Here is a 13,977-nt window from a genome sequence, read left to right as displayed (position 1 = left end):
TAGAAGCGGATCCGTTCAAGCGGGTCCGCTTTTTTTAGGTGTGATTCGGCCCGGCTCTTATTTTCGCACATGGTGTTTTTATACCGCCACGTTTAAAACCCCCGTATTATCCAATAATGGTAGTAACAACAATACGTTCGTGAAGTCGCGGCCATATTCATAGGCCGTACGGCTGATTGAAGGAGGGGTGATATGAATCTCGCGGATATGCTGAGCTATGCCGACATTCAAGAATTGAGCCGAATCGCGGAAAATTATGACTGCAATTGCAACGGGCATTCCAAAAATGAGCTGATTCAATCGATACTCACCAAAGTAAGCCGCAGAGAAGTTTTTGAGGGGCAGATTGAAAGCTTGCAGTTGGAGGATGTCCGGTTTCTCAATTCCATATTGTTCGACCCGCGCAACTCCTTCAGTCTGGAGGAGCTCGTCGCCAGGGTTCAGCAAAGCAAGTTTCAAAAAGAAGAGGGCGATAACTGGAACCCTCGCGAAATGATTACCAAGTTTAAGCGCCGCGGCTGGCTGTTTAACGGATACTCGCAGCAAACGCGGTATTTGTTTCAAATTCCCGAGGATTTGAAAAAAAGGTTCGGCGATGTTCTGGCCAAACATTTTCGAAGGAATCTGACGACACTGGACGAGCCGGGTGTCTATCGGGATGAACAGCAGCTATTGATTGATGATATTTATTATTTCCTGCAGTTTGTGTACAAGCAGCCGGTGGCGCTAACTGCGGAAAATTATATGTATAAACGCTCGCTGCAGCAGGTGCTGGAGCACATGTCCGTCAAAGAGGAGCCGGTAGGCAAAACGGCGTGGCGCTTCGGGTACGGCCGAATGTTCCGCGAGTATCCGAGCCGCTTTTCCTTTATATACGATTACTGCTACTATCAGGAGCTGATCGGCGAAAATGATCAGGTGCTCAGCTTGACGGAGCTTGGCAGAAGCCGGATTGAGCAGGGGCATAAAGAAGATTTGCTGCAGGTGTACCGGTTCTGGCTTCGGTTGTACAAAAACCCGATCCCTAACTTACAAGCGATGGTGCATTGGATTGAACGGCTGACACCGGCTTGGACAACGTACGAAACGCTCAAAGAGGCGCTCAGTCCGCTGATTCGTTCCTATTATTACGACAGTCCGGAATCCATATTGGAATGGCGGATCGTTCAGATGATGATGCATCTGGGCCTGCTGCGGATCGGCGAAGACGAGAAACATGGCAAGGTGGTCCGCATGACCAAGCTCGGCAGCGGCGTCATCCACGGAACTTATGTTGCCGAAGACGATAAAGTTCATCTGCCTGAATACAAGCTGTAGCCGGACCGGTGTCAATCACATGATATCAAAGCAACACGCTGGGTATTAACACATTCGTCTGCCGTAGGGGCTATTGTACTTTACGGCCCCAGAAACCCGTGAATATGCTTTAGTAGGAGCAGAATTGAAGATTTCTACTTTGAAAGCTCCAACTTAAGCTGCACGGCCGCTGCTTGGAGGTTGGTCCTATGGGGAAAATGAACGTATCTGGCGATACAATGCTGAGTCTCTTTGCGGAAATCGTGCTTGACGAAGCGGTCCGTAAGTATAGAGAGCAGTATTTGTATAAAGAAATTGACAAAGCTTTAGCCGAGGGAGACGAAGACGCCTTTATCGCCCTTACCACCGAATTAAGAACACTCCTGTCCCAAGGTTAAGCTTCGCAAGTGGTGCAAATATGAAACCTTTTTGAAAAGACATATGACTGAACATCATATGTCTTTTTTTTGTGTTAAACTACATGTTGGAGGGATGGATAATGAAATTCAGCGATATTGAAAGCGCCGGCTGGGCGGATCTTAAACCGTATTTGGACACGTGCCTGCTGCCCGTTACCGGGATCAACGGACAAGCTGCGCCGTATGAGGTGACGGCGCAATTGGAACTGCTTCGCGATCTGATGGATTGCGTGGAAATTCCGTTTAAGGGCAGGGTTGTTACTTATCCGGCTTATCATTACATAATCGAACCGTTTGATGCGGCACCGCTTGAGAAGTTATGCGGTGAACTGAAGGAGAAAGCGGGTTTCCGCTATGTCATAGTAGCGACGGTTACGGCGCCGCTGGAGGCGGATTTGGTGCCTTCGGCCGATCTGCTGATCCAGGCGGGCGAAGAGGTTCTGAAGGCGGAATACAGCGCCGTGAAAAGCCAAATCGGCGTGCAGATCGGGCAGATGTGGGCCGCCGCCGCTGTTCATAAAAACAGTGTATGATTCAGGAATAAAATGCCCATTCTATAGCAAGAAGCACTATTTTCCCGGTCAAAACAGTTGTGACAAATTCGTTAAAATTTGCCCGAAACGTTCGGATTATAGGCTTCAAACCAAACCCGATATTCTTGACGCACCATAACCCGTAAGCTATTATTAGTTATGTCCTAGTATGTGGTGTTAAATTATGTCGAACGACGTGATATATGTTGCTTAAAGGGGGTAGAACGGGAAAATGAATGAACATCAAAGCCATGAGGCAGATCATCACGGAGAGAAACCGAAACGACGCGAGATGTCCCGTCGTCAATTTCTTTCCTACACCCTTGGCGGAGCTGGTGCGTTTATGGGTGCGGGAATGATGGTTCCAATGCTTCGCTTTGCGGTTGATCCAATTCTTCAGCCCAAGACCAAAGCGGCTTGGGTTAAAGTTGTGGAAGAAGGCAAAGTAACCGACCAGCCGGCATCTTTTAAATTTAAAGTGCATCAGGTTGACGGTTGGTACGAAAGCGACGCTGAATTGGAAGCGTGGATTTCCAAGGATAAAGGCGGTAAAGTATTCGCTTTGAATCCGACATGTAAGCACTTGGGCTGTACTGTTAACTGGAACGCCAATCCGGAGTACAAAGACCAATACTTCTGTCCTTGCCACGGCGCGCATTATACGTCGGAAGGTAAGAATCTCGCTGTCGCTCCGGCGCCGCTTGACGAGTACGAAGTGAAAGTGGAAAATGGGTTCGTTTATGTTGGACAGCTTGGTCCGAATAAACACGTCAAATGAGGAGGGCGTAACGTCTGATGTTTAAAAACGTGTACAACTGGATTGACGAACGTCTGGATATCACGCCGATGTGGAGAGACGTTGCGGATCACGAAGTGCCAGAACATGTGAATCCCGCGCATCATTTTTCCGCATTTGTTTATTGTTTCGGCGGACTGACGTTTTTCATCACAGTCATCCAAATCTTGTCCGGTATGTTTCTGACGATGTATTATGTTCCGGATATCATTAACGCTTATGCGAGCGTTGACTATCTGCAGCATAAAGTCGCGTTTGGCGTTATCGTACGTGGTATGCACCACTGGGGCGCCAGCCTTGTTATCGTCATGATGTTCTTACATACGCTTCGCGTGTTCTTCACAGGTTCCTATAAAGCGCCTCGTGAGATGAACTGGGTTGTAGGAATGCTGATTTTCTTTGTTATGTTAGGCTTAGGTTTTACGGGTTACTTGCTCCCGTGGGACAATAAAGCATATTTCGCTACACAGGTAGGTATTAAAATCGCGGCTTCCGCTCCTTTGATCGGCGATTATGTGAAAACCTTCTTACAAGGCGGCGAAATCGTAGGCGCTCAAACGCTGACCCGTTTCTTCGCGCTGCATGTGTTCTTCTTGCCGGGCGCCTTGCTTGCGCTGCTCGCAGGACACTTCTTCATGATCCGTAAGCAAGGTATTTCCGGACCGCTATAATAGAAAAGGAGGGGCTGAGATTGGCTCACGGTCATAAATCAGACGAAAAAATCGTTTATGTGGGCGATTCGCGCGTACGTGCCAAATCGTCGCACTTGATACCGCAAGATTTTTCCGCTTATCCGGGTAAATCCGAAGTATTTATCCCTAACTTCCTGCTCAAGGAATGGATGGTTGCGGTTGTCGTTCTGGTCGGCATTCTCGTGCTGGTCATGTCCGACCCGGCTCCGCTCGGTTATCCCGCGGATCCGACAAATACACAGTTTATTCCGATGCCAGACTGGTATTTCTTGTTCCTGTACCAGCTGCTGAAGTATCCGTATACTTCCGACAAGTTTGTCGTGCTTGGCACGGTGCTTGTTCCGGCTATTGCATTCGGCAGCCTGCTGCTTGCTCCGTTCCTGGATACAGGCAAAGAACGCCGTTTCTACAGACGCCCGATCGCTTCTTCCTTGATGATACTGAGCTTGGTCGCTTGTTCTTATCTGACAATCGTTTCTTGGCACCACTATGAAGAAGAATTGAAAGAAAAGAACATCATTCCTGAGCATATTAAGCGTGAAGAAGAACTTCATGCCAACAAAGGCAAGGAAGGCGGGACTCCGAGCGGCAACGCACAGTCGAAGAAACTGGCTGTTGTGGCTGCTGACGATCCTGCTGCCGAGCTTTACAAGAAAGCGACATGCGTAGCATGTCACGGCGCTGAACTGAAGGGCAATCCGGGTTCCGGTATTCCTGCACTCCTTGGAGTCGGCGACAAGCTTTCCAAAGATGACATCATGGGTGTTATCAAAAACGGTAAAGGCGGCATGACGCCAATGTACGATGCGAACATCAAAAAAGGTTTGACCGATGCCGACATCGACAAAATTGCCGATTGGCTTTCCAAGCAAAAGAAGGGTTAACAGACATACCTTCAAGAGACCTGGCCGCACTGTGGTCAGGTCTTATTATTAATTTCCGGTATGCCCGTGCTGCCTAGCAAACAGGGGATGATCAATTGTTCAGGTATTATTTCTCGAAAGCGTTTTTATCCAGCCCTCTGATGTTATGGGGACTGTTTTGGGTGAATTTTCTCGGAACGATATACGGGTATATGTGGTATGGCGATCAGCTGGCTTATACGCTTGACAACAATCCCGAATGGATGCTGCCGTTTGTGCCGGACAGTCCGACGGCCAGCTTGTTTTTTACGGCCGTTATCGGTTTCCTGCTGTTTGACAACCGGAGGCGGTATTCCTATGGCACGCAAAAAAAGACGGTTCACCCGGTCAGAGCGTTTATCGAAGCTTTTGCGCTGGTAACTTCCTTTAAGTATGGCATTTGGGCGGTTACGATGATTTTTGCCGCAGCTGCCAAAGGCGACGTCACCACATGGAAGGATTGGATGCTGGTCGTCTCGCATTTGGGTATGGCGGTGGAGGCGCTGCTCTACGTGTCATTTTACCGTTTTGGCTACGGGGCGCTGGCCGTAGTGGCGCTGTGGGCGCTTGGCAATGATTATATGGATTACGGTCAAGGCGTATTTCCTTGGCTGCCTCAGCGGCTGCTCGACGATCTTCGAACGATCTGCAAATTCACCGTTATTATGAGCATAGTCAGTCTTGGCATCGCCTTGGTTTCGATAATATGGAGGCGAAACCGGGTCTAAAAGTGGACATCCCCCCATACTATGGGAATAGATGCTTTTGTCCGTGCGATCACCACGGAATAGCTGCAAATTTCGCGAATATGGAGGACAGGCAGCCAAACTGCGGCTAAGGCCGCGGCAGCGCCTGGACCGGCCATGTTCCGGTTTGCATGGGGAGGGGATGTCCATGTTTGTTTCGGGAAAAGGAAAGCGGCTTTTTTTGACCGGCCTTATGCTGCTTGTATTGTTGTCCGGCTGCGGGCAACGTATTGAGCAGAAGGAGCAGGACGCCGTGAAAATAAAAGCGCAGTCCGGCAAAATGGAGAGATTGGATCAACTGGCGGAGGAAATGTTCAACAAAGTGGTGAAAGGCGATATGGCGGGTGGCAGGGAGCTGCTGGATCAGATGAGCGACCAAATCGCGCAAATCGATTTCAGCGGCATGACCTCGGTGGAGGGCCTGCATGCCTTTACGGAAACCGTTACCCAGGCCAAACGCTCGTTTAATTCGGTCCAAGCCGTACCGGACGAAGGACGAACCGCTGCCGCCAAGGTGCGGCTTGCCGTGGACGCGCTGAAATCGCCCCATGATCCGATGTGGCACCAGTACTATAAAGTGCTGCAGACGGATACGGACGGATTGGAGAAAGCGGCGAAAGAAGCAAACAAGGGCGATTTGCAGCGGTTTGCAGGCCAGTTGGATTCGCATTACGGAATCGTTCGCACGCCGATCGTCATGTCCCGCACGCCGGCAGAGGTGGAGAAGATGGACTCGCTGATCGTATTTGTAAAATCGCAAATGACGGCACAAGCGCCTTTTCAGCCGGTGCTTTCCGTTGTGCCGCACATCCGCCAGACGCTGGACGAGCTGTTTATGAAGAAAGAAAAACCGGCTTATTTGCCGATTGTGGACGATGAGAAACCGATTATCTGGTCCATAGGGATCGCTTCGTTTATTGTTGCCGCCATGGTATATGCCGCTTGGAGAATGCTGCAGAAGGACCAAGGCGTAAGGGCGGTCAAACGCAAAGACGAACATGCGGGTTAATCGTTTTTAAAGCCCTCTCCGAGAACATCCTGCACTTCGCCGATAATGATAAAAGCCGCCGGGTCGTTTGTTCGCACAAGATCTTTGAGCAGCTTCATCTCATAACGGTAGACGACGCAATACACGATATGTTTATGTTTGCCGGAGTAAGCCCCGATGGCGGGCATGATGGTGGCTCCCCGGTCCAATTGCTGCATGATGACGCGCGCCAGCTTTTCCGCGTTGTCGGTAATGATCGTGAACGCTTTGGCGGAATAAGCCCCTTCGATGATCAGATCGATTGTTTTAGAAGCGATAAAGACGGCAACAAACGTGTACAGCACTTTTTCCTTGGGGATAAAAAACAACGACGACCCGATGACGGCGATGTCAAACATCAATATCATCTGCCCCATACTCCAGCCTTTGTATTTTTGGCCGATGCGCGCGATGATGTCGGAACCGCCCGTGGTGCCGCCGTATCTAAACACAAGTCCGAGTCCGATGCCGATTGTGACACCGGCGTAAGCGGTGGCCAGGAAGTAATCCTGCCTGCTCTGAAAGGGCACAATCCAGCCGCGGGCGATCAGCAGCTCCATAAGCCATAAAAAAAACGAAAGCGATAAAGTGCCGATAATGGAGTACAACATGGCTTCCTTGCCGAACACTTTGAGGCCGATATAAAACAAAGGGATGTTGATCGCAAGTGTGCTGTAGGACGGCGGAATATGAAGCACGTAATGCAGGATCAGGGCGATGCCCGTAATGCCGCCTTCCATCAGTTCATTGGAAATGACGAAATAGTGGAGGCCAAATGCATAAATGGCCGTTCCCAGCATGATGGGGATGATCGATTTAAGCCGCTCCAGCCCTTGGCCCTCCATGTAATTTCCTCCTTATCATGACAGACTCTCACAGGTATGATGAATCGCACGGCGATTCCTTATACCTGTATTTTCTTTTTCTCCAAAAAAAATTTGTCATTGCTTCGTCTTTACGATAACATGTAATTTGTGTAATCCTTTGGGGAAGGCAGGTAATCGTATGACAGAACGCTCTCTGAAGAGCTTGCAGCAAGAAGTCGATGCGTACATATCGCAGTTTAAAGAAGGTTATTTCAGTCCCCTTGCCTTAATGGCCCGGATGTCGGAAGAGGTAGGCGAGCTGGCCCGCGAGGTCAACCACGAGTTTGGACCGAAACGGAAAAAAGCGGACGAAGAAGACAGCTCTATAGCACTGGAGCTAGGCGATATTTTGTTCATCACGATCTGTTTCGCCAATTCGCTGGGCATCGATCTAACCGAAGCGCACGAAAAGGTGATGCATAAGTTCAATACCCGCGATGCGAACAGGTGGACGAAAATTAACACCGATTCCGAATAACCTACATATGCTGTACCATCACCCTTTTTTTACGGGAGGAGGATGGTGCGATTGGCAGGAACCAAGGAAATACAGAAGGCGTATGAAGCCATCTTGGCAGGCGACTTCGAGCAGGCGATCGCGTGGTTTGGCCTTGCGATTGACCGGGAGCCGGATAATGCGTCTTTTCATTATAAGCTGTCCATTACGTATGCAAGAAGCAATAAGCTGCGCGAAGCGATCAAACACGCCGACATGGCCGTCCAATTGGAGCCGGAAGACGCCTATTACCGCATTCATTTAAATATTTTGCAGGCTAAGGAGCTTGTACAGAAAGCCGAGAAGCAGCTGCAGCAATCCAACGACCGGCTGCCGGATTGTATCGTTTGGCTGAAGACGGCGATTACATTGGATCCGCTTCTGCTGGAAGCCTATTTGCTGCTTGGCATTACGTACGAACGGCTTGGGGAATACGACCCGGCTATACTTGCCATAAGTGAAGTGTTGCGGCTTGACCCGCAGCACACTACGGGCAATCGGCTGTTGGCAAGGTACGAGAACAAACGGCAGCAAGGGAATAAAAACAACCATTTCACCGTATAGACGTAGGAAAGGAACTGGTCCAATTGACTCAATTAATCAAGGTAGCCGTAGCTGGAGCAAACGGTAGAATGGGACGCGAAGTTGTCAAAATGGTGTTGTCCGACGAGACTTTGCAGCTCGTCGCTGCGGTCAGCCGTTCGTCCGAAGGCATCGACGCCGGAAGCATGGTTGGGATGGAGCGCTGCGGCGTCGAAGTGAAATCTGATCTGGAGCTGGCTTTAGTCGAAGCGAAGCCGGATGTGATCGTTGATTTTACGACGCCGCAATCCGTTATTTCCAATGCTAAGTTAGCGATTAAGCACAAGGTTCGTCCGGTCATCGGAACAACCGGCTTTACGCCGGAAGATATCGAGGAGTTGGACAAGCTGTGTAAAGAGCAAGGCATCGGCGGCATCATCGCACCTAACTTTTCCATTGGAGCGATCCTGATGATGAAATTTGCCGCGCAAGCGGCAAAGCATATGCCGCATGTAGAGATTATTGAATATCACGGCGATCAGAAGCTCGATGCCCCTTCGGGAACAGCGATCAAAACAGCCGAACAAATCGTTCAGAACCGCCCGGAGTTCCGTCAAGGCAACCCGAAGGAAGAGGAAACGATCGAAGGTTCGCGCGGCGGATATTATAATGGCTTCAGAATACATAGCGTTCGATTGCCGGGTGTTTTTGCGCAGCAGGAAGTGATTTTCGGCGGTTATGGACAAACGTTGAAAATCAGACACGATTCGTATGAACGGGCCGGATATATGCCGGGTGTTAATCTGGCTGTTAAGAAAGTAATGGAACTGACAGGCATTACATACGGTTTTGAGCATTTTGTCGATTAACGGCCGCTGACCGGTTAGACAGCTGATTAGGATAGGAAAGGACAAAGCGCTGAGGCTCTTTGTCCTTGTTGCTAGAGAGGAGCGAGAGGCATGACGATGAAGGTTGCGCTGATTGCGCATGACCGAAAAAAAGAAGAGATGGTCAATTTTGTTACGGCATACGAAACGGTGTTTGCGAAATGCCAATTGTTCGCTACAGGAACGACGGGAACACGAATTATGGAAAATACAGACTTAAGCGTTCACCGCTTTATGTCCGGACCGCTTGGCGGGGACCAGCAGATCGGGGCGATGGTGGCAACCAACGATCTGGATTTAATCGTGTTTTTGCGCGACCCGCTGATGGCTCAGCCGCATGAGCCCGACATTATCGCTTTGCTTCGCTTATGCGATGTGCAGGGGATTCCCGTCGCTACGAACATAGCGACTGCGGAAATTTTGGTCAAGGCGATGGACCGCGGAGATTTCGCTTGGCGCGAGCTTGTTCACAAATATAAACCGGGTGTTGATGAATAGTGGAACAGCAGCTTGATATTCTTGTTTTTGGCGCGCATCCGGACGATGCCGAGATCGGCATGGCCGGCACGATCCGCAAGCACGTTTTGGCGGGTTTACGAGTGGGCATTTGCGATTTGACGCGGGCGGAGATGTCTTCCAACGGCACCGTTGAAACACGGCAGCTGGAAGCCGCCGCGGCGTCGGAGAAGCTGGGGCTGGCTTATCGTTCCAATCTGGGCATGCCGGACCGCGGGTTAACGGGCGGCAAGGAGCAGATCGAAGCCATCGTGGCGGAAATCCGCAACATGCGCCCGAAGCTGGTGTTTGCGCCTTATTGGCAGGACCGGCATCCCGACCATATTGCCTGCAGCCAGTTGCTTCAGGAAGCTGTATTTAACGCCAAGCTGCGCAAATATATGCCGGAGCTGGCGGCACATACCGTACAACATACATATTTTTACTTTATTAACGATACATATGAAGCGGACCTATTGGTCGATGTGACCGCCTGCTATGCCGATAAAACAGAGTCACTGAAAGCATACCGCACGCAGTTCGAATCCAGCGGAGCGGACACGGTAAAGACACCGCTGAACCAAGGTTACTTGGAGAGGGTTGAGGCAAGGGACCGCATGCTGGGGCAAAAACGGGGCGTCGATTATGCCGAAGGGTTTGTTACAAAGCTGCCGTACGCAGTCGATTTGTTTCTTAAGAGGTAGTTCAAAAAGCCGGCTTTTTGAACTTGCACTATAAGATAAGATCATCAGGAAACCCGCGAGATGAGGTGTGAAAAGTGAAAGATAGATTAAAAATTGGCATCACGTGTTATCCGACTTTGGGAGGGTCCGGGGTCGTCGCTACGGAACTCGGCAAACTGCTTGCCGAGAAAGGGCACGAAGTCCATTTTATTACGCACAGCATGCCGTTTCGTCTGGGTAAATTCGATAAGAACATTTTTTACCACGAGGTGGAAGTTAACGACTATTACGTGTTTAAATATCCCCCTTACGACTTATCGCTGGCCAGCAAGCTGGCGCAGGTAGCGCAAATGGAAGGGCTGGATCTGCTGCATGTGCATTATGCGATACCGCATGCCGTATGTGCGTTGATCGCCCAGCAGATGGTCGGCTCTAACCTCAAGGTCGTTACGACGCTGCACGGAACCGACATTACGGTGCTGGCTCACGATGAATCGCTGAAAGATCTGATCCGTTTTGCGATCAATCGCAGCGACGCCGTGACGGCGGTATCGGAAGATTTAATCAGGGAAACGCGGGAGCTGCTGGCGATTGATAAGCCGATCGATCTGGCTTACAATTTTGTCGATAAACGGGTCTACTACCCGCGGGATGTGGCGAGCTTGCGCAAAGAGTTTGCCAAGCCGGACGAGAAAATTATGATCCATATCTCCAACTTCCGTCCCGTTAAGCGTGTGCTCGACGTAGTGGAAACTTTCGCTTTGGTCAGTCAAGACATTCCTTCGCGGTTGTTGTTTGTCGGCGAAGGACCGGATCTGTCGAAAGTGCACTGCCGGGTGAAGGAGCTTGGCCTGCTCGACAAAGTGACGTTCTGCGGGAAACAGGACGATGTGGCGCAGCTGCTTTCGCTTGCGGACATTATGCTGCTGCCTTCGGAGAAGGAGAGCTTCGGTCTTGTGGCGCTCGAAGCGATGGCTTGCGGCGTGCCAACGATCGCCTCCAACGCCGGCGGCATTCCGGAGTTGATTACGCATGGCGAGACCGGATTTTTGGCCGACATCGGAGATGTCGAGAAGATGGCGGCCTATGCCAAGTTGATGCTTCGTGACGAAAAGCTCTACGACACGATCAAAAAAGCGTGTCTGCACCGCGCTCGCACGACGTTCTGCAACGAATTGATCACGGCCGAATACGAGGATATTTATTATCGCGTGTTGGGACGGATGAAACCGGCGGAGCTGGCGCCGGATAAAATGAGCTGTATGGGGTAAAGCAATGCAGACTGAACTGATAAAAGGCGCGCAGCAGGTCGTCCGGACGCTGCAGCAAAGCGGATTTGCCGCTTATATGGTGGGCGGATACGTCAGGGACACCGTGCTTGGCAAACCGATCAAAGATATCGATATCGCTACGTCCGCTTTGCCTGAGCAGGTGCAGGCGTTATTCACGCGAACCGTGCCGACGGGGCTTCAGCATGGCACCGTTACGGTGATGCTGGGCAAGACGCCTTATGAGGTCACGACGTTCCGCAAGGAATCGGACTACGTGCAGTACCGCAGACCGGCGGAGGTCGAATTTGTCGACGATCTGCTTGAAGATCTGAAACGCCGCGATTTCACGATGAATGCGATGGCGATGGATGCGGACGGGCGTCTGGTGGACCCGTTTGGCGGCCAAACGGACATTGCGCAGCGAACGCTTCGTTGTGTCGGGCTGCCGCATGAGCGGTTCCGCGAAGATGCGCTGCGGATGCTGCGCTGCGTGCGGTTTGCCGCGGAGTATGAACTGCATATCGACGCTGCGACTTGGCAGGCACTGCTGGAGCTTGCACCGCTGCTGAGGCATATTGCCATGGAACGGGTACGCGCCGAGCTGGAACGGATGGTCGAAGGCGGTCATCCGAACCGCGGACTGCAGCTGCTTGCCGACAGCGGGATTGTGACGCAGCTGAAAATGCCGCTTCACCTGCCGTTAAGCAAGCAAGCTGTGGCGCGTATGAAAGAGCTGACCCGGCTGGATGCGGACCTGTGCCGCTGGACTTATGTATTTATGGCCGCAGGCTCCGATCACAGCTTGGTGCGTGAAGACATGCTGACATTGACGTTCCCTAAGCAGAAAGCGGAACAAGTTGCCAAAAGAGTGGAAGCGGACCGGTATTTGTTAGATGGCCTGGCTGTTTTACCCGCAGCGGATCGTGAACGAGCCGCCTTGCTTGCGCCGCTGTGGAAAAAGGCGGCGCTGCGATATACCGGCGAAGCGCTGCGGGATTTGATCCGGGTGTATGAGCTGGATGCGGAAGCCGGCGCTCAACCGGAGCCGTATACCGCCGCGTGCCGCCGCGTATTTGCTTCTTATGGCGAAGCGTGGCTCAGTGAAATGCCTGCCGCCGATGTGAACGGATTGCGCATCACCGGTACCGAGCTGGTGGCCCATATCGGTCAACGGCCCGGCCCGTGGGTCGGCAAGCTGCTGCAGAGGCTGCTTGAGCAAACGGCGCTCGAATCGCTTCCGAATGAAAAACAGCCGCTGCTTGCGGCGGCATCAAGCCTATATGAAGAGATGATGAATAACTCATGAACGAACAAATCATAGCGTTGTTTGAACAACATCCGGACCAATTTCTGTCGGGAGAGCAGCTCAGCGAAAAGCTGAACTGCAGCCGAACCGCGATATGGAAACATATCGAAATATTGCGGCAGCAAGGTTATATGTTCGAGGCGGTGCCGCGCAGAGGTTACCGTCTAATTGGCCGGCCGGAGAAATTGGATATTCCGTCCTTGAAGAGCATGCTCGCCACCAAAACGTTGGGCCGTACGATCCATTACGTGGATGAGATCGACTCCACTCAAACACTGGCCCATCAGTTTGCCGAGCAAGGGGCGGAAGAGGGCCATCTGGTGATCGCCGAACGGCAGACCGCCGGCCGCGGACGTATGGGCCGCCGCTGGCATTCGCCAAAAGGCAAAGGCATCTGGATGAGCCTGCTGCTCAGACCCCGCGTGCCCTTGCATTTTACCCCGCAGCTGACGTTGCTGGCGGCTGTGGCGTTATGCCGGGCGATCCGGCAAACGGTCAAAGTGGAAGCTGGCATCAAATGGCCCAACGACTTGCTGATCGACGGTAAAAAAATTAGCGGCATCCTGCTGGAAACAAGCGCCGAGGACGAACGGCTCCGTTATATCGTCGCAGGGATCGGTATTACCGCAAATTTGGAGCCCGAGCATTTCCCGGAAGAATTAAGAGATGTAGCGACCTCGCTGCGGATCGAATCAGGCCAGCCTGTGGACAGGGAGGTGCTGATCTCCAGCTTTCTGCAGCAGTTTGAGGAGCTGTACGAGCTGTATCATGAGCAGGGTTTTGCTCCGATCCGCCTGCTTTGGGAAGCGTTGTCCGTATCGCTCCACCGCAGAATCCGCTGCCAGAAAGGCGGAGAGTACGTGGAGGGGTATGCCGAATCGATCGACGATTCCGGCGCGCTTTCCGTGGTGCTTCATTCCGGTGAACGGATTAAAGTGTACTCCGGAGAAGTCGAACTTCGTTGAGTTTTCCCCCTCAATCCCCCAAGGGGGACTCCCGGGCGTTCAGGCACCCCGGGACCCCGCTCGGTGGAGAGCATA

Annotated in this window: 17 protein-coding genes; 16 read left to right on the top strand and 1 reads right to left on the bottom strand. The window is 51.7% G+C overall.

What is annotated here, in order from left to right:
- The first annotated feature begins 192 nt into the window (after positions 1–192).
- The 8 genes from EYB31_RS08940 (at position 193) to EYB31_RS08905 (ending at position 6,393) form a co-directional block, all read left to right on the top strand.
- Positions 193–1,317: a hypothetical protein gene (locus EYB31_RS08940; RefSeq protein ID WP_131012969.1), complete on the top strand. Its 1,125-nt coding sequence runs from the start codon at positions 193–195 to the stop codon at positions 1,315–1,317.
- Positions 1,318–1,505: 188 nt separating this feature from the next.
- On the top strand, positions 1,506–1,694 hold the full coding sequence (locus EYB31_RS08935; protein ID WP_131012968.1) for an IDEAL domain-containing protein: 189 nt from the start codon (positions 1,506–1,508) through the stop codon (positions 1,692–1,694).
- 101 nt (positions 1,695–1,795) lie between these two features.
- Complete coding sequence (locus EYB31_RS08930) at positions 1,796–2,248, top strand: DUF2487 family protein (RefSeq protein ID WP_131012967.1); 453 nt, start codon at positions 1,796–1,798, stop codon at positions 2,246–2,248.
- A 232-nt stretch (positions 2,249–2,480) separates the two neighbouring features.
- Complete coding sequence (locus tag EYB31_RS08925; protein ID WP_131012966.1) at positions 2,481–3,026, top strand: QcrA and Rieske domain-containing protein; 546 nt, start codon at positions 2,481–2,483, stop codon at positions 3,024–3,026.
- Between the two features lie 17 nt (positions 3,027–3,043).
- Positions 3,044–3,715: a menaquinol-cytochrome c reductase cytochrome b subunit gene (gene qcrB, locus EYB31_RS08920; RefSeq protein ID WP_131012965.1), complete on the top strand. Its 672-nt coding sequence runs from the start codon at positions 3,044–3,046 to the stop codon at positions 3,713–3,715.
- 20 nt (positions 3,716–3,735) lie between these two features.
- Positions 3,736–4,620 (top strand): c-type cytochrome, encoded by an 885-nt coding sequence (locus EYB31_RS08915; RefSeq protein ID WP_131012964.1) that lies wholly within the window; start codon positions 3,736–3,738, stop codon positions 4,618–4,620.
- Between the two features lie 95 nt (positions 4,621–4,715).
- Positions 4,716–5,366 (top strand): DUF1405 domain-containing protein, encoded by a 651-nt coding sequence (locus EYB31_RS08910; RefSeq protein WP_338119921.1) that lies wholly within the window; start codon positions 4,716–4,718, stop codon positions 5,364–5,366.
- A gap of 166 nt (positions 5,367–5,532) precedes the next feature.
- Positions 5,533–6,393, top strand: a complete 861-nt coding sequence (locus EYB31_RS08905; protein WP_165452309.1) for a sporulation protein YpjB — start codon at positions 5,533–5,535, stop codon at positions 6,391–6,393.
- Here the strand turns inward: EYB31_RS08905 and EYB31_RS08900 are convergent.
- Positions 6,390–7,256, bottom strand: a complete 867-nt coding sequence (locus EYB31_RS08900) for a YitT family protein (RefSeq protein WP_131012962.1) — start codon at positions 7,254–7,256, stop codon at positions 6,390–6,392. The two genes, EYB31_RS08905 and EYB31_RS08900, sit on opposite strands and share 4 nt — an antisense overlap.
- A gap of 160 nt (positions 7,257–7,416) precedes the next feature.
- Between EYB31_RS08900 and EYB31_RS08895 the strand changes: the two genes are divergently transcribed.
- The 8 genes from EYB31_RS08895 (at position 7,417) to EYB31_RS08860 (ending at position 13,902) form a co-directional block, all read left to right on the top strand.
- Entirely contained in the window at positions 7,417–7,755 is a 339-nt protein-coding gene (locus EYB31_RS08895; RefSeq protein WP_131012961.1) for a nucleotide pyrophosphohydrolase, read from the top strand.
- Positions 7,756–7,806: 51 nt separating this feature from the next.
- On the top strand, positions 7,807–8,337 hold the full coding sequence (locus EYB31_RS08890) for a tetratricopeptide repeat protein (protein WP_240762239.1): 531 nt from the start codon (positions 7,807–7,809) through the stop codon (positions 8,335–8,337).
- A gap of 23 nt (positions 8,338–8,360) precedes the next feature.
- Positions 8,361–9,164 (top strand): 4-hydroxy-tetrahydrodipicolinate reductase, encoded by an 804-nt coding sequence (gene dapB, locus EYB31_RS08885; protein WP_131012959.1) that lies wholly within the window; start codon positions 8,361–8,363, stop codon positions 9,162–9,164.
- A gap of 90 nt (positions 9,165–9,254) precedes the next feature.
- Complete coding sequence (locus EYB31_RS08880; RefSeq protein WP_131012958.1) at positions 9,255–9,680, top strand: methylglyoxal synthase; 426 nt, start codon at positions 9,255–9,257, stop codon at positions 9,678–9,680.
- The gene (gene bshB1 / locus EYB31_RS08875) at positions 9,680–10,381 is read left to right on the top strand and encodes a bacillithiol biosynthesis deacetylase BshB1 (RefSeq protein WP_131012957.1); all 702 of its coding nucleotides are present in this window, start codon (positions 9,680–9,682) and stop codon (positions 10,379–10,381) included. The genes EYB31_RS08880 and bshB1 overlap by 1 nt, the downstream gene beginning before the upstream one ends.
- A gap of 74 nt (positions 10,382–10,455) precedes the next feature.
- Positions 10,456–11,631, top strand: coding sequence for an N-acetyl-alpha-D-glucosaminyl L-malate synthase BshA (bshA, locus tag EYB31_RS08870; protein ID WP_131012956.1), 1,176 nt, complete (start codon positions 10,456–10,458; stop codon positions 11,629–11,631).
- Between the two features lie 4 nt (positions 11,632–11,635).
- The gene (locus EYB31_RS08865) at positions 11,636–12,937 is read left to right on the top strand and encodes a CCA tRNA nucleotidyltransferase (RefSeq protein ID WP_131012955.1); all 1,302 of its coding nucleotides are present in this window, start codon (positions 11,636–11,638) and stop codon (positions 12,935–12,937) included.
- Complete coding sequence (locus tag EYB31_RS08860) at positions 12,934–13,902, top strand: biotin--[acetyl-CoA-carboxylase] ligase (RefSeq protein ID WP_131012954.1); 969 nt, start codon at positions 12,934–12,936, stop codon at positions 13,900–13,902. The genes EYB31_RS08865 and EYB31_RS08860 overlap by 4 nt, the downstream gene beginning before the upstream one ends.
- Positions 13,903–13,977: the final 75 nt, after the last annotated feature.

The organism is Paenibacillus thalictri, assembly GCF_004307995.1.
GTDB classification, from domain to species: domain Bacteria; phylum Bacillota; class Bacilli; order Paenibacillales; family NBRC-103111; genus Paenibacillus_AF; species Paenibacillus_AF thalictri.
Note: the sequence above shows the minus strand (reverse complement) of the source record. Positions and strands in the feature narration are given on the sequence as shown.